24 protein-coding genes are annotated in these 24134 nt (G+C 40.1%); 13 read left to right on the forward strand and 11 right to left on the reverse strand.

Going from position 1 to position 24134, the window contains the following annotated elements; all coding sequences use genetic code 11:
• Positions 1-103 precede the first annotated feature (103 nt).
• The gene (locus EHO65_RS05855) at positions 104-973 is read left to right on the forward strand and encodes a class I SAM-dependent methyltransferase (RefSeq protein ID WP_135773208.1); all 870 of its coding nucleotides are present in this window, start codon (positions 104-106) and stop codon (positions 971-973) included.
• Positions 974-995: 22 nt separating this feature from the next.
• Here EHO65_RS05855 and EHO65_RS05860 read toward each other — a convergent pair whose 3' ends face one another.
• The 3 genes from EHO65_RS05860 to EHO65_RS05870 form a co-directional block, all read right to left on the reverse strand.
• Positions 996-1517, reverse strand: coding sequence for a hypothetical protein (locus tag EHO65_RS05860; RefSeq protein WP_135773209.1), 522 nt, complete (start codon positions 1515-1517; stop codon positions 996-998).
• Between the two features lie 130 nt (positions 1518-1647).
• Positions 1648-2379: an LIC_13076 family protein gene (locus EHO65_RS05865; protein WP_135773210.1), complete on the reverse strand. Its 732-nt coding sequence runs from the start codon at positions 2377-2379 to the stop codon at positions 1648-1650.
• 42 nt (positions 2380-2421) lie between these two features.
• A complete protein-coding gene (locus EHO65_RS05870) occupies positions 2422-2916 on the reverse strand; it encodes a hypothetical protein (RefSeq protein ID WP_135773211.1) in 495 nt (164 codons plus the stop codon).
• 104 nt (positions 2917-3020) lie between these two features.
• Between EHO65_RS05870 and EHO65_RS05875 the strand changes: the two genes are divergently transcribed.
• Complete coding sequence (locus EHO65_RS05875) at positions 3021-3707, forward strand: hypothetical protein (protein ID WP_135773212.1); 687 nt, start codon at positions 3021-3023, stop codon at positions 3705-3707.
• A gap of 19 nt (positions 3708-3726) precedes the next feature.
• Positions 3727-4671, forward strand: coding sequence for a DMT family transporter (locus tag EHO65_RS05880; RefSeq protein ID WP_135773213.1), 945 nt, complete (start codon positions 3727-3729; stop codon positions 4669-4671).
• Between the two features lie 7 nt (positions 4672-4678).
• On the opposite strand, the gene EHO65_RS05885 is transcribed toward EHO65_RS05880, so the two are convergent.
• The gene (locus EHO65_RS05885) at positions 4679-6409 is read right to left on the reverse strand and encodes a SpoIIE family protein phosphatase (protein ID WP_135773214.1); all 1731 of its coding nucleotides are present in this window, start codon (positions 6407-6409) and stop codon (positions 4679-4681) included.
• Between the two features lie 141 nt (positions 6410-6550).
• Here EHO65_RS05885 and EHO65_RS19885 point away from each other — a divergent pair, with 141 nt between their 5' ends.
• From EHO65_RS19885 to EHO65_RS05905, 5 genes are all read left to right on the forward strand, one after another.
• Positions 6551-6688: a hypothetical protein gene (locus EHO65_RS19885; RefSeq protein ID WP_165780177.1), complete on the forward strand. Its 138-nt coding sequence runs from the start codon at positions 6551-6553 to the stop codon at positions 6686-6688.
• A 74-nt stretch (positions 6689-6762) separates the two neighbouring features.
• Entirely contained in the window at positions 6763-7374 is a 612-nt protein-coding gene (locus EHO65_RS05890) for a LemA family protein (RefSeq protein WP_135773215.1), read from the forward strand.
• 21 nt (positions 7375-7395) lie between these two features.
• Positions 7396-8271, forward strand: coding sequence for a TPM domain-containing protein (locus tag EHO65_RS05895; RefSeq protein ID WP_135773216.1), 876 nt, complete (start codon positions 7396-7398; stop codon positions 8269-8271).
• 4 nt (positions 8272-8275) lie between these two features.
• Positions 8276-8794 (forward strand): TPM domain-containing protein, encoded by a 519-nt coding sequence (locus tag EHO65_RS05900; protein WP_135773217.1) that lies wholly within the window; start codon positions 8276-8278, stop codon positions 8792-8794.
• A gap of 39 nt (positions 8795-8833) precedes the next feature.
• A complete protein-coding gene (locus tag EHO65_RS05905; RefSeq protein WP_135773218.1) occupies positions 8834-9727 on the forward strand; it encodes a TPM domain-containing protein in 894 nt (297 codons plus the stop codon).
• A 35-nt stretch (positions 9728-9762) separates the two neighbouring features.
• Here the strand turns inward: EHO65_RS05905 and EHO65_RS05910 are convergent, their stop codons facing one another.
• The 4 genes from EHO65_RS05910 to EHO65_RS05925 form a co-directional block, all read right to left on the reverse strand.
• Positions 9763-10161 carry a SufE family protein gene (locus EHO65_RS05910; protein WP_100723019.1) on the reverse strand — a complete coding sequence of 133 codons (399 nt, stop codon included), beginning with the start codon at positions 10159-10161 and terminating at the stop codon, positions 9763-9765.
• An 89-nt stretch (positions 10162-10250) separates the two neighbouring features.
• On the reverse strand, positions 10251-11141 hold the full coding sequence (locus EHO65_RS05915; protein ID WP_135773219.1) for a DUF4349 domain-containing protein: 891 nt from the start codon (positions 11139-11141) through the stop codon (positions 10251-10253).
• A gap of 126 nt (positions 11142-11267) precedes the next feature.
• Positions 11268-12683 carry a jacalin-like lectin gene (locus EHO65_RS05920; protein WP_135773220.1) on the reverse strand — a complete coding sequence of 472 codons (1416 nt, stop codon included), beginning with the start codon at positions 12681-12683 and terminating at the stop codon, positions 11268-11270.
• 90 nt (positions 12684-12773) lie between these two features.
• Positions 12774-13679, reverse strand: a complete 906-nt coding sequence (locus EHO65_RS05925; protein ID WP_135773221.1) for an aldo/keto reductase — start codon at positions 13677-13679, stop codon at positions 12774-12776.
• Positions 13680-13813: 134 nt separating this feature from the next.
• Between EHO65_RS05925 and EHO65_RS05930 the strand changes: the two genes are divergently transcribed.
• Together EHO65_RS05930 and EHO65_RS05935 are read left to right on the forward strand one after the other, a co-directional pair.
• The gene (locus EHO65_RS05930) at positions 13814-14941 is read left to right on the forward strand and encodes a TauD/TfdA family dioxygenase (protein WP_135773222.1); all 1128 of its coding nucleotides are present in this window, start codon (positions 13814-13816) and stop codon (positions 14939-14941) included.
• A 65-nt stretch (positions 14942-15006) separates the two neighbouring features.
• Positions 15007-15906 (forward strand): bile acid:sodium symporter family protein, encoded by a 900-nt coding sequence (locus EHO65_RS05935; RefSeq protein WP_135773223.1) that lies wholly within the window; start codon positions 15007-15009, stop codon positions 15904-15906.
• A 12-nt stretch (positions 15907-15918) separates the two neighbouring features.
• Here EHO65_RS05935 and ygiD read toward each other — a convergent pair whose 3' ends face one another.
• Both ygiD and trhO read right to left on the reverse strand, forming a co-directional pair.
• Positions 15919-16788, reverse strand: coding sequence for a 4,5-DOPA-extradiol-dioxygenase (gene ygiD, locus EHO65_RS05940; protein WP_135773224.1), 870 nt, complete (start codon positions 16786-16788; stop codon positions 15919-15921).
• A 105-nt stretch (positions 16789-16893) separates the two neighbouring features.
• Positions 16894-17943, reverse strand: coding sequence for an oxygen-dependent tRNA uridine(34) hydroxylase TrhO (trhO, locus tag EHO65_RS05945; RefSeq protein ID WP_135773225.1), 1050 nt, complete (start codon positions 17941-17943; stop codon positions 16894-16896).
• Positions 17944-18080: 137 nt separating this feature from the next.
• On the opposite strand from trhO, the gene EHO65_RS05950 reads away from it, so the two are divergent.
• The 3 genes from EHO65_RS05950 to EHO65_RS05960 all read left to right on the forward strand — a co-directional run bounded on the left by EHO65_RS05950 (position 18081) and on the right by EHO65_RS05960 (position 22015).
• Entirely contained in the window at positions 18081-18839 is a 759-nt protein-coding gene (locus EHO65_RS05950) for a DNA alkylation repair protein (protein ID WP_135773226.1), read from the forward strand.
• Positions 18840-19018: 179 nt separating this feature from the next.
• The gene (locus EHO65_RS05955) at positions 19019-20551 is read left to right on the forward strand and encodes a DEAD/DEAH box helicase (protein ID WP_135773227.1); all 1533 of its coding nucleotides are present in this window, start codon (positions 19019-19021) and stop codon (positions 20549-20551) included.
• A gap of 111 nt (positions 20552-20662) precedes the next feature.
• On the forward strand, positions 20663-22015 hold the full coding sequence (locus EHO65_RS05960; protein ID WP_135773228.1) for a DNA recombination protein RmuC: 1353 nt from the start codon (positions 20663-20665) through the stop codon (positions 22013-22015).
• 7 nt (positions 22016-22022) lie between these two features.
• Here the strand turns inward: EHO65_RS05960 and EHO65_RS05965 are convergent, their stop codons facing one another.
• Complete coding sequence (locus EHO65_RS05965) at positions 22023-24104, reverse strand: adenylate/guanylate cyclase domain-containing protein (protein WP_135773229.1); 2082 nt, start codon at positions 24102-24104, stop codon at positions 22023-22025.
• Between the last annotated feature and the right edge of the window lie 30 nt (positions 24105-24134).

Genomic DNA, 24134 nt, shown 5'->3' on the forward strand with positions numbered 1-24134 from the left:
TCTCCTACGTTTAACAATAAATTTACCGAAAAAGCAAGCTTTAAAACCGAACCTGGTCCCCATTTTATGTCGGAAAACCTAACAAATCGCCGATCCTTATGGTATGCAATCTATCCCTTGCAATACTTGTTCTAATTCTGACTTTACTCCTCTCTTCTCCAAGGCAAGCCCCAAGGGAGAGATCTTCCAAATAGTAGAATGCAAAAAATGTAAATTAGTTCAGGTCAATCCTCAACCTAGCTTGGAAGAAGTTTCCAAGTATTATGAAGATTCCTACTTCACTCAAAGGACTGACAGAGGTTACGATAATTATTATTCGGAAGAAACCAAAAAAGAGATCGCAAGGGTATTCAATTTGAATCTAAAAGATTTGGGTTTCTTTGATTGGGAGAGGATATTAGGTTCCGAAAGATCCGCGTTAGATGTAGGTTGTGCTGCAGGTTATTTTTTAGATTATCTAAAAAGCAGAAATTGGAAAACAAAAGGTTTAGATATCGCAAGCGGACCGGTACGTTTTGCAAAAGAAACACTCGGCTTGGACGTGGAACAAAAAGATTTTCTGACCTGGGACTTAGACGGAAAAGAAAAATTCGATCTGATCACACTTTGGGCAAGTATAGAACATCTCCATCATCCCAAAGAAACACTTCAAAAAATCCTAAAACACTTAAAACCAGGGGGAAGAATGATACTTTCTACCTGCAGATATGGAGTTCTTGCAAAATATCTGGGACCTAAATGGAGATATTTAAATGTTCCAGAGCATCTGTATTATTATAGTTTGCCTGGCATTATTTCTTTAGGAAATGAATTGGGTTATATTCCTCTTGGTCATATCTCGTATGGAAGCGGGCTCACTGCTAAAAAAGGATCCGGGATCTTCTATAAAACTTCTAAGAAAGTAGCGGATTGGGCAGTCAAAAAATTTGACCAAGGTGATATGATGGCCGTTTGTTTCGGAGTTGCGAGATAGACTTTCTAAAACTTGTATTAAGTTAAGGGGTTACAGTTACACTTAAATTTCCGAGGTTCGTTCCTAAACTTGGAAGTCCTGATCCGATCGCCGTATCTACAATATGCGATACTTGACCAGTTCCGGTAATAAAACAGTCAAAAGTAACATCGGCAAAAGTCAAAGGATATGTATCGTCATGATAAACAGCGAACACTCCTTCTTGCGGAGCGCAAGACATTATCCCATTCCAAACCAGATCAAAACGCAATTCCCCTGTCCCTGAACCTGGCCAATAATTAACGGTAATATCGTACGCAGATTTACCAGTTGAAGCGGAAAATGTCAATGGAGAAGGAGAAAAGCTCAGCAAACCGCCAAAATTTCCATTCAATAAAACCAACGCCTTCAGTAGCGAATCGTTATTATTCTTTTCTGAAGTTTGAGCAGCTTCTTCTTCGGCTTGGTATCCTAATGCAAGTCCACAATTCAGGACCAAGATCGCGAAAAATAATATTATAAATTTATAAAATATGGAATTGGAAAAATAACGACTGGATAACATAGGAGAATTCCCCTTATCAGTATGATAAGCGAATATCATGACTATGCACAAGTAGGATTTTTATAGTAGGCAAATTTATTGACTGGAAACGAGACATCGCATCCCTCAAAGAAGGGATGCGATGATAAGATTAATGTTTTTCTTTACCAGGTTCTTTTACTGGAGGAGTGTCTTTCACCTTAATGATCTTAGTGGCAAAGATCACTTTATATACTTCCTTTTTCAAAAGAGTAAACTCATGCTTTTGTCCATTAGCATCTTCCGTTTCCAATTTAAGAGAATCTACATCTTGGCCCACTACTCTGGCTTCGGTTGTTTTGCCAGTTCTTAAGATAATCATGCTGTAATTTTTACCCGCATGTTCTGCAGGACTTGTTTTATCCAGATACTTGCGTAGAGCATCTTCTAATTCTTTTTCAGTTTTGGAAAAGAACTCCGCATGAGCTCTAGTCTTTTCTTCCTCGAAGAATTTTTCGTATTGGTCTCTATGAACGAATCTGGTTCCTAAATCACATTCACTAACTGTTACTTTATAGAATACTACAGTACTGAAAAAGCCGGTAAGCACATTGAGTGTGGCCTGCAATCCATTTACTGAATGTTCTGCGAAGTAGACCTTACCTTCTTTCTTTTCTATCTCAATATCCCTCGAACCAGGGATACGCCATAGACCATAAAGTGCAAACCAACGATTATAATGCGTTAGTTCCTCGCAGGGCTTACTCCCCGCTTCCAGGCCTAGTTTATCTTCTCCAGCGAATTCTATCCTTTTATCTAAAGTACAGTTTTGGAGATATAATGCGGTTATACCGATTAGGGTAATAATTTTACAAAAATTCGAATATCGTCTACTTGGAAGCATACGACATCTTCAATACGCTATAATAACGTAATCAAATCTATTTTAATTCTTTATGATTTTTTTTGGGGGAAGCGTAGAAGTTTTTCTGACCTTAGGATCTGCAGTTATAGCCACAGGCCATAACGCTTTTTTCTGGGGTTTGTCCTTGAACAACCTTACAAAAAAGTAAAATGGTACGGCAATTGCCAGAAATAGAAAAAGATATCTGGGAAGAGTGGATTCTAGAATAGATTCGCGTATTAAACCTAATGCGCGTCCCTCGTTTTCCGGGATCTTATTTCTATAATCGGAGCCGTATTCATAGGCATATACTTTCAATTTCAGACCTCTCCAGGCCTTTTCGATCGGATTCAATCTATTCTCAAATGCGGATTCCGAACTAACTCGATCTATTTTTATTACGCTACCTAACATTGCACTTATCAGAAAAAAGCAGAACGGGAGTCCCACCAAGAGCAGGAATAAAGGAGAAGAAGATCGTTTGTTAGAAGGGACCTTCTTCACTTGTTTTTTATTCTTTGGTTTTACAGAATTCATCGCTTAAAACTTTGACTGTGCAGGCACACGGTTCCTCTATTAGTATCGAACGAAAGTCCTTGCTTTTCCAAGGAGTTTTTCTAAGGTTCTAAAGAATTGCAAACATGCGACATATTCGTTTCCTTCTTCTATTCTTATTAACCTCCTGCACTACGGTTGGATTCCACAGAACTTCGGTAAGAGAGACTTACGAATACGGAAAAATGAAATTTATCAGAGTATGCGTATGGAAAGATGAAAACGTTTCCACCGAAAGGATGGATTATCTATTCAATTCTTGGAACGAAGAATTGGTTCTCTACAATCTGCAAGCTAATGTAGCTCAAGTAAAAGATTGGAAAAGACCTGGATGGACTGGCAAAGCAATCATGGAAGAACTGTATAAAGCGGAACTTCCGGATGGTTGTGATCGGCTCTTAGCTTTGGCTGGAGTTCGATTCTCGGATATTGCATATGAATTCGCTTCTTATATTTTAGCATTGTTCTTCATTCCCACTTTCGAAGTTTTAGGAGCAGTGGATAGCCCCACAGGTACCAGAGGATTTGTTTTAGCTCATACCGCATCACTCGGACATTTACTAGTGGGAGGTGCCGCTAACACAATGGTCCATGAAGGATATCATTTATTAGGATGCGGACATGCATTTTATCTTTCAGAATGTTACGGGCAGATCAGAGATCTAAAAGCAACTTCAGAAATCGGAGGAGATTCCTTTTTCCCCGCCACTTATCCTGGAGGAGGATTTATCACTTCCAGAAAACAATTAAATTATTTCTTTTTAGGACGTTAGCTTCTAAAAACCTGGAAGAATGAGCCAAACTTCCGAGAAAACTAAAGAACATTTCTCCTTTGGATTCAGCGAAGAAACCTTGGGTTATCTATATGCTCTGGCTGGAACCGTACTATTCTCGTCTAAAGGAGTGATCGTAAAATTGGTTTATAAATTTGGAATAGACTCAGTCACAGTTCTTGCACTTAGAATGATATTTGCTATTCCATTTTTCGCGTACGTTCTTTACCAAGAAACTTCTAAAAAATCAGACAATCCAATTTCCCGAAAAGATTATGGGATCGTAGTTTTACTCGCATTCATCGGTTATTATATGGCTAGCTTTTTCGATTTCTGGGGATTGGAATATTTATCCGCATCCATGGAAAGACTTGTACTATTTACATTCCCTGCACTTGTCCTTCTTTTAGGTTTCGTTTTTTTAAAGAAGAAGGTTCACAAGATCGAGATCTATTCCGTGGCTCTCACATACTCAGGCATACTATTGGCATTTTTACCCGACGCAGAAGCACAAGGAAAATCCGCATGGATCGGAGCAACCCTAGTGTTTCTTTCCGCATTGGCTTACGCAGTCTATTTAATAGGAAGCGGGCAGATGATCCCTAAACTGGGATCCCGGAAATTCACTGCTCTTTTGATGATCTGGTCTGGAGTTTTTGTTCTTATTCATTTTTTCTTCACGAAGAATTATGAAATCCTAATGCATCAACCTTGGCAGGTTTATGGATATGGATTTGCCTTAGGATTTTTGACTACAGTAGTGCCTGCATTCTTAACTACCGCCGGAATACAAAGAATTGGTTCCAATAAGGCGTCCATCGCAGGAAGTGTTGGTCCGGTATTTACTTTATTTTTGGCGGCAATTCTTTTAGGAGAGATTATCACCTGGGAAAATGTGGTCGGAACAATAATAGTTCTTTCCGGGGTTTTTCTATTGGGAAGAAAGAAGAAGGTTTTGGAGTAACAACTCCTCATCCTTTAATATCAATCACAAGCATTGCCATATCGTCGCCAAAAACTCCTTCCGAAAATTGGAATACATCGGAGACAACCTGATCCAAATATTCATCTAAATTCCCAAGATCTCTGTGTTGGAGTAGAATGTCCTGAAATCCGGGAAGATCCAATATTCTGCCTTCCGCGTTGAATACCTCATACATTCCGTCGGAGTAGAATACTATTCTATCATCTTTTTGTAATTTAATAGATTCATTAAAATATTCTATAGAATCAAAGATCAGAAGAGGAAGATTCATACCTTTCAATTCCATCTTCTCTTCACCCCTAAATACTACAATAGGAGGATGACCGGCATAAGAATAGACTAACTTCTTCTCCAAAGGGAAAAATCTGGCCCATACGGCAGCAATATGATGTTCCACCACCATTGGTTTTAGATCTTTTACAAATTGTTGGATACCTTCTGCAGGAGAAAGACCGGCTTTTGCATGATGCCTAAAAGAAAGTACCGCCATTCCGGAAACCATTGCGGAAGAGATACCATGACCCGAAACATCACCGAATAAAATATCCAACACACCATTCTCATGTTGGATATACGTTATAATATCTCCCCCGACTTTTTCGAAAGGACGGAAATAACTATCCATTTTATAAAAAGGGGAACTAGGAAATTCTCTAGAGACCAAAGATCTTTGAGTAAGACGAGCCAATTCAAGATCATGGTTCATTCTTTCATAAAAATCGTTTAGATCGGATTCTCTTTTTTGTCTATCGAATGCTAGAACGATCAAATCGCCCACTAGCCTAAGAACATAAATATCTTCTTCTGTCCAAAGTTTTTGACCTTTTACAGAATCAAATCCTATAAAACCAAGTTCTTCATCCCGAGAAGAAAGACCCACCACCACCAAGGAACGAGTCCCTCTTCTTTCTAAAAGATTTCTTAGGGAAGCATGTGTAGAAGGAACATTATCCAAAGAATCATAAACGATATGACCCTTATTACTAATCGTATCGTAATCCGATTTAGGAAATGTTTCTATTGGAAGATTCTGTAATAGATGGATCCTATGTTCTATTCCATCCGCACACCATTCATTCGTGTTTGAGATGGTAAGACCTGCGTGAGTGTATAAAAATAAAAACGCTCTGTCCGCTCCGCAGAATTTTCCAAGTTCACCCAAAGCATGGTTCACTGCATCTGTGGTGTTTCCTGGTTCTACGCTTAAAAAATATCTGGAAAGCTGAGTGAGTAAACTTTCTAACGCGATTGTTCTCTTGAGCCTGGACTCTGCCGCACGAATGGAAGTTACATCCTTCTGCACTCCCCAAGCTCGAAGTAAAAATCCATTCTCTACCACACCCAAAGCCGAGCTTAGAAAATACTTACGTTTTCCTCTTAGATCTATTTCTTCTAATTCGCTATCATGTATCTTATACCCTGAGCGAATGAATTCATTAATACCGAACATATTCATCTTGTTAGTCGGTCCAACAAGATCTTTTAAAAGAACACCTTTGATCTCTTCTGCGTTATGATACCCGTAGATCCTAGCCATGGTATCGTTGCAATGTGTGAGTCTTGCATTCTCATAGATCAGCCTGCACTGTTCCTCAATCGGAAGAGTGGTATCTAAAGGAGAATCCAACTCGTAGGACCAGATCCCTTCCGGGGACCTACGAAAATAACCGTCTACCTTCTCGATTTCCTCGAGTCGGGTTTTGTAATCCAATTCCATTCGTACCAGGCGGCCCTTGCCATTTTTCTATTTATTATCGGGTGAGACAGTCGGGGAATTTTCCCGGTTTTTTTATTTTCTGCCCGCCCAATTTGTCCGGGGCCCGCTGTATTTTTATATACGGACCACAAGGAGGCGCCAATGAAAACCGAATATAGAAACTCGATCAACCAAGAAAAAATATCTGCACTTGCTGAAATGCTCGCAGACAAACTCATCGAAGAAATCCGCAAAAGAGCCCTGGAAAAACACGAAAATTTCCCAAAAGAGGCGGCATAAAACAGAATGTTGTCAGAAAAAACCGATTGCCAAGGGACGTTTTCCTTACAAAATTCCGCTGGTCGGAGGTGGGAATGTCCCAAGGCACTTTTTCAATTTTTCGTAAGATCGCTATTCTTAAGCTGGTCCTCTTCTTCTCCCTATTCGCAAATTCCTGCGGTTATAATGAAATCCAAATACAAGACGAACAGGTCAAGGCTGCCTGGGCAGAGGTATTAAACCAATACCAAAGAAGAAACGACCTGATTCCAAATTTCGTGAATACCGTAAAAGGATACGCGGCCCAGGAAAAAGAAGTACTGATCGAGGTAGCAAGAGCGAGAGCCAGCGTGGGATCAGTTCAGGCCACCCCCGAAATTCTGAATAATCCTGAGTTATTCGCGCAATTCAATAAGGTACAAGGCCAAATGAGTTCCGCTCTATCTCGACTTATGATAATCGTAGAGAAATATCCGGAATTGAAATCCAACGAAAATTTCCGGGATCTACAGGCACAATTAGAAGGAACCGAAAACAGAATTGCTATTGCGAGAAACCGGTATATCAAATCGGTCCAAGAATTTAATATCACAGTAAGAACTTTTCCGAACGTGATCACTGCCAAAGCTTTAGGATACGGACCGAAGCCTAGCTTTACTGTAGAGAACGAGGCAGAAATCTCCAAACCACCTAAGGTCGAATTTTAAATCTTATTACTGCCACGTTCTATGAAGAAAATCTGGGCTATTCTTCTATTCACATTTATTACCGGACCGGTTTTTTCCCAATCGATCCCTATTCCGGAGTTAGAAGGACGAGTAACGGACCAAACCTACACACTCTCCTCTTCCGAAATTTCCGATCTGGAAATCAAGTTAGGCAGGTTCGAGAAAAGAAAGGGGGCCCAGATCGTAGTGTTGATCGTGCCCACCACCGCGGAAGAAACCATAGAAGAATTTTCCATACGGGTAGCGGAAGCTTGGAAAATAGGCAGAAAGAATATCGATGACGGCGTGATCTTTCTGATCGCTAAAGACGATCGCAAATTTCGATTCGAAATAGGACGCGGTTTAGAAGCCGCCGTATCGGATGCCAAGGCAAAACAAATCCAAACGGAATATGTAGTCCCGAAATTTAAGAAAGGAAAATTCTACGAAGGGATCGATGCTGGGATAAACGAACTCTTCAGACGTATAAATCGAGAACCCTTACCTCCTCCTAAGCCGGAAGATTTCCAGACTTTTGAAAAACAAGAAACGCCTAAAGAAATGGATAATTTCTCCATTTTCCTTGTTCTTTTTGTATTCGTAATCGTTCCTATAATTTTCTTTCTTCTATTCAGATATCGAAAAGAAATCAGACGATATCTCGATGATTATCAAAAACGGCATCCAGTCATAGATAGTGGCTCCAGCTGGTCGGACGATTACGAAAGCAGAAGGCGACAACGCGAAGAGGAAGAAGAAGAAGAGGATGACTCCTCATCTAGGCGCTCTTCTTCTTCCGGTTCTAATTCTTCCTATACGCCGGCAGAAGAGAAAGTTCCTTTCCAAGGAGGAAAGGGAGGAAGTTTTGGAGGAGGCGGGGCCTCATCCAGTTGGTAATTATATGAATAAATTTAGTAGAATATTAAGAAATCTTACTGTAGGTCTTAGTGAATCCGTATTCTTAAGTCCACTTGGAAGATATTTCAGCAAGGCTGATCGGGAAGAACTTGGCCAAGCGGTGAAAAAGTCGGAATCTTTACATAGGGGAGAACTCCGTATCTGTATAGAATCCACACTATCTGTCTTGGAAATTTTACAAAACGTTACTTCCGAAAAAAAGGCGATCGAAATGTTTTCGTTCCTTAAGGTTTGGGATACGGAAGAAAATTCGGGAATCTTAATTTACCTTCTATTATCCGAAAAGAAGATCCATATACTGGCAGATCGCGGAATCTACAAAAAAATCGGACAAAACAGATTGGATTCCATCGCTTCTAAAATAGGAGAAGGTTTCCGATCCGGAAAACCGAAAGAAGCCATTTTACTCGGGATCTCCGAACTTACCGTGGACTTAAGCCGCTATTTCCCCGCCGGAAAACATAATCCGAACGAGCTACCCGACGAGCCCTTTATCAAATGATAGGGCTGCTATTACTTTACGTTTTCGGAATATAATGATATGAAACGGATTTTTCTTCTTCTTCTCTGCCTTTGTATCGGCCCACTTTTTGCCGATCCTATTCCGATACCTAAATTGGAACATAGGGTCACCGATCTGACTGGAACCCTGACTTCCGAGCAAACCGATTCCTTAGAGTCCAAATTAAAGGCCTTTGAAAAAAGAAAAGGAAGCCAGGTGGTGATCGTGATGATACCCACGACAGGAGAAGAGCCCATAGAGGATTATTCCATCCGACTTGCAGAAGAATGGAAGATAGGTCGTAAAAAAATAGGTGATGGCTTCATCTTTCTCATAGCAAAAGACGATCGCAAGATGAGATTCGAGGTAGGAACCGGACTTGAAGGAGCCGTTACCGATTTCAGCAGCAAACGGATCCAGACCGAATTCGTCAGACCCTTATTCAAAGAGGGAAAATATTTCGAGGGTATTGAGACTGGGATCGATAAGGTGATAGGACTTATCGACGGAGAAACCTTACCTGAACCGGAGACTCATACCGGATACGAATCTTCCGAAGAGGAGGACAATTTCGGATATTATATCGGAGCCCTAGTCGTCATCGGGATTCTTGCAGGTATCTTTCTGAGAAAAATGTTCAGCATACTGCAAGCTGGGGCGGCAACTTATGCAGGATATTGGTTCGGAGGTATTTTAGGATTCTCTCTCGAAACTATGCTTCCACTTCTCGTTATATTCTTTGTTCTTCTTTGTATCATATACATAGCGGCCAAAAGTTCCGGAGGCAGTGGCGGAAACTGGTCTTCCGGCAGTTGGAGCTCTTGGAGCTCCGGATCATCCGATTGGAGTTCTTCTTCCAGTGATTCTTCGAGTGATTCGTTTAGCGGAGGTGGTGGAGACTTTAGTGGGGGTGGCTCTTCTTCGGATTGGTAGGGAAAAATTACTGGGAATCTAACCTATACTTTACTTTAGAAACTTCTAATCTTATTTACCATGGAATAAAGGCCGTTACGTCGGCTCATAGAAAGGTGTTTGTCCAAACCGATCTCTTTCAAAAATTCCAAAGATGCAGACTTGATCTCTTCTTTTGTCCTTCCGGAAAAAACCCTTAAAAGTAATGCGATCATTCCTTTTGTGATAGCAGAATCGCTATCTGCTTGGATGAATAATTTGCCCTCTTTTTCTTCCGGGACGACCCAAACCCTGGACTGGCAACCTGGGACCAATCTATCTTCCGTTTTTAATTCCGGGGCCAAAACAGGAAGCTCGTCCCCTATCTCGATCAGCATCTGGTATCTTTCCTCCCAGTCTGCAGCTTCCGAGAACTCGGCGATAATTTCTTTTTGAGCTTCTTCCAGAGTCGGCATCTTTTCCCTCAGGCTAATTTCTTCTAGGCTAAAAACCATGGTTTCCCCGGAAACAAAATAATTAAGACGGGGCCCAAGGCCCCGTTCTCTTATTTTAGACGATTCTTCACATATTTAACCAGATAGAAAATTCCCACAGCGATCAACGCTAAAGGAATAATATAGATCAAAGAAAGTATCAGCTTTAATCCAAGACTTGCCAGATCAATAAATGCATCTCCAAAACTAGGAACTTCCACGGCCTTCGGTTTTTTGGGACCATACATATGGATGCTGATCTTTGCCCAATTGACTCTATCCATAATTTTCCATTTTTCGAATTCAGCCGAGTCGGCAGAATCTTCGGATTGTCCTATAAGTTCTTCGATCTCAGCAGCATTTCTGGGAGTTGATCTTGCACCAAGATCCGTTCTTCTTGCGATCCTGATCTTCTCTCTTTTGGCATGGATCTGTTCCAATGTATAATTTTCGGTGTGATCTTCCACTTGGATATTTTCGGAAGTGAGAGTGCCGATCTTCTCCAATTCCATCAAAACCTGATATAGATCGGAAGACTTTACATGAATGACTGCAGTCATACTTGGTTCAGTATCTCCTCCCCAATTCTGAAGACTTTCACTCTGAACAAATCCGTACTTGCCCGAAAGTTCTAATAAAAATTTGCGAGCGGCGATAAAGTCCTTTGTCTCGAAATTTAGATCTACCTTATATTCTAAAAGTCGACCTATCTTTAGGGCTCCTATCTTAGGAGTGGCAAAGGTTTTGATCTGATCCTCTGGTGCTTCTTCCCTTTCGCCCGCCTTGCCGGTAGCCAATTTTTTCTCGGCCTCTTGCATCGGTTGTTCATCCGCGGAAGGCATTGGGGCTGCTGCGGATCTGGAACGTAAATCTGAAAGATCTTCAGACTGTTTTTGGGAATTTTCGGCCTTACAGACGAAAAGAAAAGATACGATTAAGATTGAAGTTAGAAAGCGAAACATTCATTTCTCCTAAAAAACCCTATACATCCCGCATCGAAGCTCGGACATACTTAAGAGAAACAAATGGATCGCTTTTTATTTTTTCGATTTTTATCGAATGTTTGAGCGAAATACTTTCCGGATCACTTATAGAACCGGAGCAAAGATCACTCCTAGGCTATCAATTTCGTCCCCGCTTCTTCCATGAAATCCTACGATTCCCCAGCCGTTAGGTGCTATGTATGTAGTACAGCTAGAAGTAGTAGATCCTCCCGTAAGGAATCTGGACAGACTTGTGCGAAATTGAGCGTAAAAAATACGAGTGTGACCGCTTTTTTGCGCACTACAAAGTTTTACTTGGTTTACGTATTCTCCCGATCCCAAGGTCAAAGTTTGCAAACTTCCTCCAGTTCCTCCATGACTTAACACAGTTCCATTCGTTAATTGTAAAGAAACTGCATCCACTCTAGATCCGGATCTTATACTTAATTTAGATGCGGATGGAGAAGAAGGTAGAGAATTCACATCGTTAAATGCAGTTCCATGCGGTCCACCGAATGTATCGCTAAATACAAGGTTTTGCAAAAGAGAATAATTGAACGTAGAAGAAACCGCATAATGATCAGAAAGCATAACTCCCGTGACCGGATGTACGAATCTTTCCTCTTCGATCAAATAAGAACTAGGAGATAAGGAAATATAGGAATTCCCACGGTAGAATATTTTGTCCACAATCTCGCAGCTTGCACTTGTTCTATGACCTTCGCAATCTGTTAAGGCGTCAGCTCCTTGTGTAGGATACGATCCGCCTCGGATCAATTGGATCCAAACATCCGTAAATCCATGATTGATAAACTCTCGAATATTATCTCCCGATCTGGTATATCTTGTATTCGTATCTCCCATCACGATCACTGCGTTTCCGGCGGAATTGGATTCTATAAAGTTCAGAATTTGTAATACATTCGATCTTCTTGCAGCCAGATCCGCTTCTTCTGTACTTGCGTTCGTATGTAGGTTATATACATCCAGAAATACTCCAGGTGCTACCTTATGTCTTGCTAAAGTAAATCCTTTAGGAGTTAAACAATCCGTTCCATTACAGGCGCTCCAATCCACTCTTTGGAAATCCGAAAATGGAAAATAAGATAATGTATTCAAACCATCACCTATTCCCATTCCTCCACTTGTAGCAGACCTATAAGGATGTACATCGTTTGCATACAAACTTGCGTGGTAATTAAAATCTTCTTGGACTTGGATCAGATCAAATGGAGTCATTAAAGGCCCCATATAAGGAGTGTTCTCACTCGGATTCGAACTGGAAAAAGGCTCCAGTAATCCTGCTACATTATAAGTGAGCAAAGAGAATGTTCCGGTTCCGTTTACAGTATCAATAACTGCAAGATCTGAATAGTTTGTTCCAGTTTTCGTTTGGTCCGGCTTCTGGATCAATCCCAGTAAACTTTCCGTGTTTACAGCCTTTTCCCCATTACAATTGAGCAGGAATAATAAGATCCCTACCAAAAGGGGGATTCCCTTTCTGCTTAGTTCGATTTTCATTTTTGATTCTCCGTTTTGATATCGAACGGGCAGTATAAATATAAGTATTATATTCTAATTAGAAATTTCTTATATGGTCATTTTTTTATATTAAGGAACTCTTTTACCAGTTCCTGCCTCTAAAATCTGAAACCATTCCTCTCTTTCTAATTGAATTTGAAAAGATTTTGTAGCAGATCTGATACGATCCGGATCATTCGTCCCCAAAACTGGGACCAATTGTGCCGGATGGAATAGATACCAAGAGAATAATACAGCATCGATAGTTGTGCTCTTCTTCCTTGCCAACTCCTCCAATGTTTTATATAAAACAATTTCTTGTTCTGTTTTAGGTTGGAAGACTCGCCCACCGGCAGTCGGAGACCAAATCATAGGCCTAATACCCAATTCTTGGGCCTGATCAAATACTCCATTCACCAAAGGATCAGTATAAAATGGATGGAACTCCAATTGGTTTGTAACCAACGGAAAATCCAATCTGGACTGCAAAAGTGAAAATTGGGAAGGAGTGAAATTTGAAACTCCGAAATGTAAGACCTTACCGCTTTGTTTCAAAGATTTAAAAACCTTTGCGATCTCATCAGCATTCATCAAAGGATCGGGCCTATGGATCAAAAATAGGTCTATCTTATCTACATTCAGTTTTTTTAATGAATTTTCGACTGAGCTGGTTAGATATTTGCCAGAAGTATCATAATGTTTCACCGAAATGCCTTGGCGATTTGGTCCAGGAAGTTGAATTCCAGCCTTAGTGACTATCTTGATCTTCTCTTTCAGATCCGGCCTGGATTTCAAAACGATTCCGAATTTTTCTTCGTTTCCATACTCTCCGTATAGATCCGCATGATCGAATGTATCAATCCCGGATTCCAGACAAACTTCTATCTTTTCTAAAATACGGTCACTACTTGATCCCTTAGGATCCATATGTAGTCTCCAACAACCATAGACTAATCTGGAAAAACTTGGACCTTCTTTAGAAAGTGAAATTTTCATCTTATTTCAACTATAATAGAACACATGGTATACGTATTTCGGAAGAATCCAACGAATCAAGACGGAAATGAAAAGACTTGCCTTTCCATTCTATCGTTTTATAAAAGTTTTCATTCTCTAACGGGAGAGTCTCTATGAAAACAAATACAATTTCCCGATCTGGCAAATCCGCAATTAAGAAAGTTCCTACTAACAAAACTAAGCCGAAAGGTATAGGCCGGGTGGAAAGATCTTTTTTTCCTGGAAAAGAATTACCTAGAATTTACGGCCCGGGTGACACAAACGCTTTGGAGTCCGGATTTTTACCTGCATGGATCTCCAAAAATAAAAAATCGATCGAAGCAGATCTTTTAGAATACGGTGCAGTATTGTTTCGAGGTTTTCAAATTTCTTCTGCCCAAGAATTTGAAGACGTTGCTCTCAGCTTGGACAAAAATCTGAAGACCGATTATCTGGGGACTTCTCCCAGAAATAAAGTTACTCAGTTTGTCCATACCGCAAGTGAACTTCCCCCTCATTATCCGATCATGCAACATGCTGAGATGAGCTTCTTAGATAAACCTCCCCGTAAATTGATGTTCTTCTGTGCCGTCGCACCCAATTCGCATGGAGAAACCCCGATTGCAGACCTTCGAAAAATATACGAGGATCTGGATCCGGATCTATTAAAGAAATTTGAATCTAAGGGAGTAAAATACATCCGCAAATACGACGGCCCTAACGCTTCTCGTTATAATCTTTGGAAAACTAAACGATGGGATGAGATGTTCTCTACAAAAGAAAAAAAGCAAGTGGAGAAGATTGCGGCTCAACAAAGATTCCAGGTAGAATGGCTGCCGGAAGACGGTTTAAAACTCACAAATAAGCAGGTTGCGGTTCGCAAGCACCCCATTGCAAAAACAAAAGCATGGCATAATCATAGCCAAGTATTCCATCAAGACGCTGCCAGATTAGAATATGCAAAAATTCTAAAGCAACAAGGAACTATCAGAAGCCTGATCCTGGCAGGAGTTCTATATGTTCTTACATTCTTAAAGAAGAAGTTAGTGGAGCCTAAAGACCAAGACACAAATGTGATCTTCGGAGACGATTCAGAGATCAGCGTATCGGAGATCGGCAAGGTGAGTCAGGCATTCTGGAAACATTTATCCATATTCTCCTGGCAAAAAGGGGATGTTCTTTTGATAGACAATTATTCTGTTTCTCACGGAAGATTACCATTCTCCGGACCAAGGGAAATTTTAGTCACCTGGACGGACTAAAATATAGTTTAAAAAAATCTAAAATATTAAACGGCGGCGGATAATCCATCCGCCGAAGGAAATACATGCAAGATTACGATTTAGTCAGATTGAATTTCAGTCCGGGAGGACTCTTTGTCCTGAACATCTGCCTTGGACTTATCATGTACGGGGTCTCCTTAGAATTGACCATTGCCGATTTTACGAACTTAAGAAAACAACCTAAAGCAGCGATCGTAGGTCTATTCTCTCAATTGGTATTATTACCGGCACTCACAGTAGGATTACTTTATATTTTAAAACCGCACCCCGGTTTGGCTCTTGGAATGATCTTAGTTGCTGCATGTCCAGGCGGGAATATGTCCAATTTTATCAGCCTTCTTGCAAAAGGAAATGTTCCTCTTTCTATTTCGTTAACTGCAACTACTACCGTTCTCGCATGGTTCTTTACTCCATTTAACTTTTTCTTTTGGGGAAAACTATATTCTCCCGCAGCAGACAGATTAAAAGAGATCAGCTTAAATCCTGTAGATGTATTTCTTTCGATTTTTTTAATATTGGTCTTACCTTTGATCTTAGGAGCTCTTACAAATCGTTTTCTTCCTAAAGTTGCTTCTTCTTTAAAAAAGCCGATGAGGATTGGATCTACGGTTCTACTCGGAGTTTTTATACTCATTGCATTTGTAGGAAACTGGAAATCTTTCGTGGAGTTCGGACCTGTTTTGTTTTGGTTGGTCCTTCTTCATAACGGTTCTGCTTTAACAGTAGGATATTTTGCTTCTTGGATTGCCGGTCTTGCTCACAAAGAAAGAAAAACAATCTCTTTGGAAACAGGACTTCAGAACTCAGGACTCGGGCTCATCTTAATTTTTACATTCTTTCAAGGGATCGGATCAATGGCACTCATCGCTGCTTGGTGGGGAGTATGGCATTTGATCAGTGGACTTTTCTTAGCTTCTATTTGGGGAAGAGAAAAAACAACCTGAGAGAAACAGATCTTAACTGATCTTCATGCTAGTTAGAGATACCGAACTCTGGATGATATCGTTATAAAAACGGATCTCTTCTTTCTCATCCGCTAAAGCCAAAGCATATAACATAGGAAAATAATGTTCAGGAGTTGGGATGGCAATCTGCACTGCTGTCCCTAATTTTTGGTAATTTGCCAGACTCTTCCAATCTCTTTTTTGGATCAGATCCTTGAATGTTTCATTCGCATCCAATGCCCAGTCATGCGCCTTGTCTTGGTTTTTCCAATCATAAAGACGTAAGTTATGAACTAGATCCCCGCTTCCCAAAACCAAAACACCTTGCTCTCGAAGCTTAGACAAAGACTTTGCAAATTCATAATGCCATTCTCCCGGCTTGGTAGCATCCAAACTCAATTGGACTACCGGAATATTTGCCTTTGGATACATATTCCTAAGTACACTCCAGGTGCCATGATCCAATCCCCAAGAATCATCTTGGATCACTTGTGCATCTTTCGATTTAGAAAGTTCTTCTGCTAACTTTGGATCGCCAGGTGCGGAATATTGTACATCAAATAATTCCTGAGGGAATCCGTAAAAATCATGAATAGTAGGAGGAGACTGGTTTGAGGTTACGTAGGTACCTTTAGTAAACCAATGAGCGGATATACTTAATATCGCTTTGGGCTCCGGAAAATCTTTCGTAGATTCCGCCCATGTATCGGCTAACGGATTCGGTCCGAGAGCGTTCATTGGACTTCCATGGCCTACGAAAAATACCGGTAACTTTTGCATCATTTTTTCTCCTCTTATGTTTTCAAAAAGACTGCGGATCGCAGCTGAACCAAATAAAAGTCCTGCCGTCCCAAGTAGGAAATTTTTTCGATTCAACTTCATACGATTAAAACATCAATTTTCAAAATGATATTATTTAGACTACTTGTAATAAAAACGATTACAAGAAATTTTAAGTTTTTCCGAAAATTGAAAATAAAATCCGGATTATTTTCCTTTGTAAAGTTCGAAAACCTTAGGTCTGATCTTGGACTTGGAAAAATGTTGGTTGGAGGCCGCTTTACCTTTTCTTAATTTTTTTTGTTCTTCCACAGGTAAGGCGGCGATCTTTTGGCATTCTACCGAGCAGCAATTATCGAATTTTTCTGCGCATGACAAACATTGGATGAATAGAATATGACAGGCAGGATTTGCACAATTGATATGCCTTGCAGATTTTTGATCGCATTGGTGACATTCACTTAGTATCTCTTCTCCCACAGTTTCTTGGAGTCTCGCGTCGAACACGAAATTTTTCCCCTTAAACTTGGAGTCCAGTCCCTTCTCCTTAATTTCAGAAGCGTAAGAGATAATCCCACCATGTAATTGGTACACATTTTGGAATCCATGATGTTTCAGATAAGCGGATGCTTTCTCACAACGGATCCCTCCAGTGCAATACATTACGATTTCTTTATCCTTCTTATCTTGAAGAAGGTCTATGATCAAAGGTAATTCTTCTCTAAAAGTATCCGCCTGAGGAAGTAAAGCTCCTTCGAAATGTCCAATCTCAGATTCATAATGATTACGAACATCCACTACGATAGTATCAGAAGATTCTAATTTTTTATTAAATTCTTCTGCGTTTAAATGAGTACCCACATTGGTCACATCGAAAGTATTATCCGCAAGACCGTCCGCTACGATCTTATTGCGAACTCGTATATCCAATTTTAAGAATGAATAAGATTTTTGTTCCACCGCAATCTTGAATGGAACATCTTTGAATTCTTTCCTTGCATCTATGGAATCCCTGAATTTTTGAAAATTAAATTCAGGCACCGATAATTGAGCGTTGATCCCTTCTCTTGCTATATAGATCCTTCCGAGAACTCCTAAGGATTCCCATTCTCTATATAGTTCGTTACGGAGAAGGTCCGGATTTTCTAAGATCACATATCTATAAAAGGAAATAGTAGTACGCTTAAAATCCTCTGCCTCGATCTTCTTTCTAAGAATATCCTTACTATAAATATTATGAAGAGGTTTATGTTTCATACGAGAGCAGATCTTTCCTAAAAATTAGGATTTGTTGGACCTCCTAACTGGCAAGCCCAAAAACCGGAATTTAGAGCATGACATTTGTCCTTCTATAATGCTTGCCCTCCCCTTCTTACAAAATTAGATTTTGTCCCATGCCCAAATCCAAAACAGCCGCGCCCAAAAAAATATTAGGGGGAGAAAATTCCAAGGCGGAAGAAGTGATCCAAGAAGTCCGAAAACTTTCCGATCCAAAGGCAGTAGAAATACTCTCCCGATTTTTCAAAACAGGAAAGGGGCAATATGGAGAAGGTGATCTTTTCCTAGGAATAAAAGTCCCACCCCTTCGAAAAATTTCCAAATTATACAAAGGGCTCCCGTTATCCGAACTTCAGAAAATCGTAAAATCAAAGTATCACGAAGAAAGACTTTTAGGATTTTTCATCCTCTGTGAGAAGTTCCAAAAAACTCCGGAAGAAGGCCGAAAAGAGCTGCATCTATTTTATTTAAAAAATTTAAAATATGTGAACAATTGGGACATCGTAGATTTAAGTTCCAGGGAATTGATCGGAGATTATCTTATAGATAAGGAAAGGGATATCTTATACAAGCTTCTTAAATCGAATAATCTATGGGAAAGAAGGGTCGCGATCATTTCCACTTATGCTTTTATTCGCAAAGGAGACTTTAAAGATACCTTAAAGATCTCTGAAAAACTCCTAACAGATAAAGAAGATCTTATTCATAAGGCAGTAGGCTGGATGTTAAGGGAAGTTGGTAATAGAAGTCTCAAACCTGAGACTGACTTTTTGGATAAACATGCACATAAAATGCCCAGGACAATGCTTAGATACGCGATCGAAAAGTTCCCAGCTAAGTTAAAGTCGAAATATATGAAGGCAGGCAAAGAATAAAAGACCTTTAATGCTATGCCGCACAGGTCACTTTGAATTCATGGAAGAAACGATAACTGAGCCTAAATCTTTCCTTTATGTTTAAGTAGGACCATTCTATAAAGATCCAAGCTCTTAGCCAGACAGGCATAATCGTGGGGATGACGTAAAAATTTACGCGAGTATCCCAGGAGCAATCTTTGAAACCCAAAAAAACATTCCATGAACTCGGACTATCCGAGGACATCTTAAACGCAGTATCCGATCTTGGATTTACGGAACCTTCTTCCATTCAATCCGAAGCTATTCCACTCATTCTTTCCGGAAGAGACGTAATCGGTCATTCCCGTACAGGAACAGGTAAAACAGCAGCATTCGCAATTCCAAGTTTAGAAATATTGGAAGAAGGAGAACAGTCTCCACAAGTATTAGTACTCTGCCCAACCAGAGAATTGGTTGTCCAAGTCGCGGAAGAATATAGAAAATTAGGAAAATATAAAGAAGATTTCGAAGTAGCTGCAATCTATGGTGGAGATGATATCACCAAACAATTCAAGGCATTAAAAAGAAAACCACAAGTGATCGTTGGAACTCCAGGTAGGACCATGGATCATATGGACAGAAAGACCCTGGCTCTAAGCGGGATCAAGATGGTGATCCTGGACGAAGCAGACGAAATGTTAGACATGGGATTTTTAGAGGATATGGAAATCATCCTCGCAAAAGTCCCCGAAGAAAGACAGACAATCCTATTCTCCGCTACTCTTTCTGCAAAGGTAATGGGAATCACTAAAAAATTCCAAGATTCTCCTAAGATCGTAGATGTCACAGGTGGAAAAGCGGACAGACCTAAGATCCAGCAGATCTATTTTGAAATGAGAGAAGGCCTAAAGTCAGAGGCATTAATCCGTCTATTAGAATTCCATACCCCAAAAGCTTCATTAGTATTTTGTAATACTAAGGTTAGAGTGGACGAAACAGTAGAATTTTTAAAATCCAAAGGAGTATTTTCCGAGGGATTACACGGAGATCTTTCCCAAAACCAAAGGAACAAGGTGATGTCCGGATTCCGCTCTGGGCTTGTTACAGTTCTTGTAGCAACTGACGTAGCGGGAAGAGGAATTGATGTAAGCGATGTAGAAGCTGTAGTCAATTACGATATTCCAAGAGATTCTGAAGACTATGTACACCGTATCGGTAGAACAGGAAGAGCTGGAAGAAAAGGGCTCGCGCTCAGTTTTGTTTCTAATAAAGACTTCAGAACATTACGCAAGATCAGAGAAGACCACGAATTCGAAATGGAACTTGGAAAAGTCCCGGATATTTCAGAACTCACAGAAAAGAAATTTTTGGAATATTCTCATATAGTTAAAGAAGTCGCAGAAGAAGGGGATGTTTCCGAATATTCCAAACTTGTAAAGAAGCTCACCTCAGAAGGGGTCCCTGCAGAACGTTTAGCAGCAGCACTTTTCAAATTAGCTCTCGCAGAGAAGTCCGAAAAATTCGACTCAGGTGCGCGTTTCGACCAAGACCAAAGAGGTTTCCGAGAAAAAGAAGGTTCTTCTCGTAATGACCGTGATAGACGTTTTGGTGGAAAATCCAAACAAAAGGGAAAACGAGATCATAAGGATAAAAACCGAAACTCAAATCAATACCGTGGTGGCGGCGGCGGTGGAAGAAAAAGTTCCGGCTCCGGATCCGGCGGCCCTTCTCGCAAAAAAGGCAAACGTTAATTCCTAAATTTTAACAAAGGACCCCAGATTTGTCCGGGGTCCTTATAAAATGGAAATTCTATCCTGGAATATGGTATCCTGAATTGTACCGAATTCCAAAAAGGAGTCAAAATGGAATTTGCAATCGTATTACTCACCGGTCTTCTCATCGGCTTTGGCCTCGCCTTCTTCTTGGCAAAAGCACTCTATTCCAAAGAGTCTGGGATCAATCCGAATGAGCACGAAAAGTTAAAATTAGAAAGAGCGGGACTTCTCACCTCTGAACAAAGATCCAAAGAAAGGATCCTTCAGTTAGAAAAAGAGTTCAAAGAGAATTCTGAAAAAACAGAAAAGGCGATCGGATATTACCAAGCCATGAAAAAGGAATCTGATCTTTTGAAAGAAAGATTAGAGAACCAAAAAAAAGAATTCGAAGATCTAATGTCCAAGTTGGACGAGAAGTTCAAACATGCTGCCAATCAGGCCCTATTAGATAATTCCCAAAAATTCAACCAACAAACTCATGAAAAAATGAATGATCTACTTCGTCCTTTTAAGGAAGAAATAGAAAAGTTCGGAGTTAAAGTAGAACTTTCTCATAAAGAGCATAAGGATGATACAGCAAACTTAAAGGCTCAGATCAATAATCTATTAGAAATGAATAAAACACTTTCTGAAGATGCTAAAAGTTTAGCATCGGCTCTGAAAGGAAACTCTAAGACCCAAGGGGATTGGGGAGAAGGAATACTCGAAAATATCCTCCAAAATAGCGGCTTAGTCAAAGGAAGAGAATATACCGCCCAAGAATCCGTACAAACGGAGGATGGAAGATTGAGACCGGATATAGTAGTCAAACTACCTTCCGGAAAATCAATCGTTATAGATTCCAAGGTTTCCTTAACTGCATACGTGGAGTATGCTTCCGCGGAATCAGAAGATATAAAAAAGGCGGCATTACAAAGACATCTCAAAAGTTTATACGAGCATGTATCCGGACTATATAAGAAAAATTATCAGTCTCTCTATGGCATAGAATCTTTGGACTTTGTGTTGATGTTCCTACCAGTGGAACCTTCTTATTATGAAGCAGTTCGTACAGATCCTAATTTTTTAGAAGATGCTTACGCAAAAAACATTCTGATAGTTACTCCTTCTACCTTGATGGTTTCCTTGAAGATGGTGGCCAATCTTTGGAGAAAGGAAAAACAAAACAAGAACTCGGAACAGATCGCAGAAGAATCCGGTAAGATGTATGATAAGATCGTAGAGATCGTCACCGCATTAGAAGTTTTAGGTAAATCTTTAGACAAGTCCAAGGACAATTACGATGCGGTCCTAGGAAAATTAAAATCAGGCAGAGGAAATCTTTTAGGAAGAGCAGAGAATATTCGTAAACTTGGAGCGAAAGTACGTAAGTCCTTAGATTCTGCTTCTGAAGATTCCCAAGAGGATGCGGAAGAGACCTTGTTTTTAAATGGAGAATGATCTAATGTTAAGCTAGATCCGGACCGGGCTGCACTTTTACAGCGGAAGAGTAAATTTGTTCCGTGCAACGTTTTAAGTATAAGTTCGCGGCCCTGTCTCCGGAATAGATCCGCAAAGCCTCTCTGAAAGATTCTCCCGAGTCCAAATATTTCCCGTAATAATACAACTCCACTCCCCTTTCAAAATTACTTTTGGATTTCAGGAATGCTTCTTTTTCCGTTTTACTCAAATGATCTCCGAGTTCATAGATTGTTCTATGTGCTTCCTTTCCTCTAAACTTAAGTTTGTCCAATTTACGAAGTAAAAAAGTGTCCGGAGATTTTAGTTTAGAATAAGTATCCTCACTGATCAATATGCTAGAACCGTAATATTTATTCAAAGCCTCTAACTTAGAAGCAAGATGGACTGCATCAGAGATTACAGTACTTTCCATACGATCTCCGGAGCCCACAAGACCCATCATCAAAGAACCGGTATGTATCCCTATTCCGACTCCGATCGCACGATTTCCTTGGTCCATTCTTCTTTGATTATATTCTAAAATACGATTTTGCATGGAGATTGCGGCATTTACTGCATCATCGGAACTTTCCGGGAAGAGAGCCATGATCGCATCTCCAAAATACTTATCCACAAAACCGTGATTGGAATGGATAAGAGGCTCCATCTCTGAAATATATGAATTTAATAATTCAAAACTTTCCTTGGAATCCAGACTTTCCGAAATTTCAGTAAATGACCGAATATCCGCGAACAGGATGGTCATCTCCTTCTTGATCTGGTCCCCAGGTCTCATATCTTCCAGCTTTCCTTTTCCTAAAAATTCCAAAAAGCTGATAGGAACAAATCTGCTGTAGGTTTCGTTCAAACGTTGAAGGCGATCTGAAAGTTTTTCCTTCTCCCTATAAAGATCTCTGTATCTGGAAGAAAGAATGAATGTCTGGGTAAGAATTGCTACAAACAAGCCGATCGGAATAATAAACCTTGCGAATATGATCTGTCTAGCGGCAAGCATATCAAAGATGCCGGCCAGGATCAAAGCTAAGATCGCAAATCCAATAACAAGAGAATATTGTTCTTTGTGGAAAATCGCCCTAAAAAGTACCACAATTGCAAATGCCACACCCGTTAAAAAGACCATCTGATAGTAAGGGACAGGTATAGAAGCTAAAGGAAAAGGAAAGAGTGTGGTTAATGAAAATGCAACGGCTATCAGATAAAATAATAACATCCATTTTCGTGGAAAATAGGCCGGAAAAGAATGCCTTAGAAAATGAAGTCCCAAAGGTAAGGCAGCATACATGGTGAGATATTCCAAATTCATGGAAAGGGGATACTCTACCCAAGGAAAATAGAATTGGATCAGTTTTTCCTCAGTAACGAATATACGAAGGAATAAACAAAAACAGAATAATGCAAATATTAGAGGAGTTCGGTCCTGTCTTCTTAGAAAGAAAAGACCAAGATGATAGATGGTGGACATGAAAAAAAGTCCGGACAGGAAAAGATCCCAATCCCTAAGTATTAGAGTTTCTTTATAAAGTGCCTGTGCATCGCCAAAACGGATATCGAACCAAAGCCCGGTCAACCTATGATGAAAATTAGAAATTTTGAAACTAATATCCACTTCCTTTGTGGACTCGTCCCATTCATAATAAACCGGTCTATTATCAGGAACACTTGTCTCAAAACTAGTCCCAGGTTCTCCAGAACTACCCGCAGAAACACCATTGATCAAAATTTCAAAAGCAGTTGCCTGGTGTTTGGAATAGATCGCCAAACGCCCAAACTTTTCCGGAAGAAGTATTTTTAATTTAAGAAGTGCGTAACCTGTGCCTGGCCAGACTCCTGGAATTTTACGAAATTCTGGATTCTTTTCAGAATGAAGATCAGACTGAAATGTATTCGGAAAAAAAGACCAATCTCCCTGTAAATTGAGCGTCGGGTTGGACCTATAATCCCAATGGGTTAAATCTAAGATCCCTTTTTGAGCAACCGGTGCATCCGCGGATGAGCAAGAAACTAAGAAGATACAGAAAATTATAGAAAGTAAATATTGAGATCGGAAAACTGTCGGCTCAGAGTCCATTGTTTTAATCACTCATTGATCTATGGAAAC

The sequence above is a fragment of the Leptospira andrefontaineae genome (genome assembly GCF_004770105.1).
GTDB classification, from domain to species: Bacteria; Spirochaetota; Leptospiria; order Leptospirales; family Leptospiraceae; genus Leptospira_B; species Leptospira_B andrefontaineae.

Bases quoted from the DNA above. Each gene is read 5' to 3' on its own strand.
- EHO65_RS05855 (WP_135773208.1), top strand. From the start codon at position 104: ATGCAATCTATCCCTTGCAATACTTGTTCTAATTCTGACTTTACTCCT.
- EHO65_RS05860 (WP_135773209.1), bottom strand. From the start codon at position 1,517: ATGTTATCCAGTCGTTATTTTTCCAATTCCATATTTTATAAATTTATA.
- EHO65_RS05865 (WP_135773210.1), bottom strand. From the start codon at position 2,379: ATGCTTCCAAGTAGACGATATTCGAATTTTTGTAAAATTATTACCCTA.
- EHO65_RS05870 (WP_135773211.1), bottom strand. From the start codon at position 2,916: ATGAATTCTGTAAAACCAAAGAATAAAAAACAAGTGAAGAAGGTCCCT.
- EHO65_RS05875 (WP_135773212.1), top strand. From the start codon at position 3,021: ATGCGACATATTCGTTTCCTTCTTCTATTCTTATTAACCTCCTGCACT.
- EHO65_RS05880 (WP_135773213.1), top strand. From the start codon at position 3,727: ATGAGCCAAACTTCCGAGAAAACTAAAGAACATTTCTCCTTTGGATTC.
- EHO65_RS05885 (WP_135773214.1), bottom strand. From the start codon at position 6,409: ATGGAATTGGATTACAAAACCCGACTCGAGGAAATCGAGAAGGTAGAC.
- EHO65_RS19885 (WP_165780177.1), top strand. From the start codon at position 6,551: ATGAAAACCGAATATAGAAACTCGATCAACCAAGAAAAAATATCTGCA.
- EHO65_RS05890 (WP_135773215.1), top strand. From the start codon at position 6,763: ATGTCCCAAGGCACTTTTTCAATTTTTCGTAAGATCGCTATTCTTAAG.
- EHO65_RS05895 (WP_135773216.1), top strand. From the start codon at position 7,396: ATGAAGAAAATCTGGGCTATTCTTCTATTCACATTTATTACCGGACCG.
- EHO65_RS05900 (WP_135773217.1), top strand. From the start codon at position 8,276: ATGAATAAATTTAGTAGAATATTAAGAAATCTTACTGTAGGTCTTAGT.
- EHO65_RS05905 (WP_135773218.1), top strand. From the start codon at position 8,834: ATGAAACGGATTTTTCTTCTTCTTCTCTGCCTTTGTATCGGCCCACTT.
- EHO65_RS05910 (WP_100723019.1), bottom strand. From the start codon at position 10,161: ATGCCGACTCTGGAAGAAGCTCAAAAAGAAATTATCGCCGAGTTCTCG.
- EHO65_RS05915 (WP_135773219.1), bottom strand. From the start codon at position 11,141: ATGTTTCGCTTTCTAACTTCAATCTTAATCGTATCTTTTCTTTTCGTC.
- EHO65_RS05920 (WP_135773220.1), bottom strand. From the start codon at position 12,683: ATGAAAATCGAACTAAGCAGAAAGGGAATCCCCCTTTTGGTAGGGATC.
- EHO65_RS05925 (WP_135773221.1), bottom strand. From the start codon at position 13,679: ATGAAAATTTCACTTTCTAAAGAAGGTCCAAGTTTTTCCAGATTAGTC.
- EHO65_RS05930 (WP_135773222.1), top strand. From the start codon at position 13,814: ATGAAAACAAATACAATTTCCCGATCTGGCAAATCCGCAATTAAGAAA.
- EHO65_RS05935 (WP_135773223.1), top strand. From the start codon at position 15,007: ATGCAAGATTACGATTTAGTCAGATTGAATTTCAGTCCGGGAGGACTC.
- ygiD (WP_135773224.1), bottom strand. From the start codon at position 16,788: ATGAAGTTGAATCGAAAAAATTTCCTACTTGGGACGGCAGGACTTTTA.
- trhO (WP_135773225.1), bottom strand. From the start codon at position 17,943: ATGAAACATAAACCTCTTCATAATATTTATAGTAAGGATATTCTTAGA.
- EHO65_RS05950 (WP_135773226.1), top strand. From the start codon at position 18,081: ATGCCCAAATCCAAAACAGCCGCGCCCAAAAAAATATTAGGGGGAGAA.
- EHO65_RS05960 (WP_135773228.1), top strand. From the start codon at position 20,663: ATGGAATTTGCAATCGTATTACTCACCGGTCTTCTCATCGGCTTTGGC.
- EHO65_RS05965 (WP_135773229.1), bottom strand. From the start codon at position 24,104: ATGGACTCTGAGCCGACAGTTTTCCGATCTCAATATTTACTTTCTATA.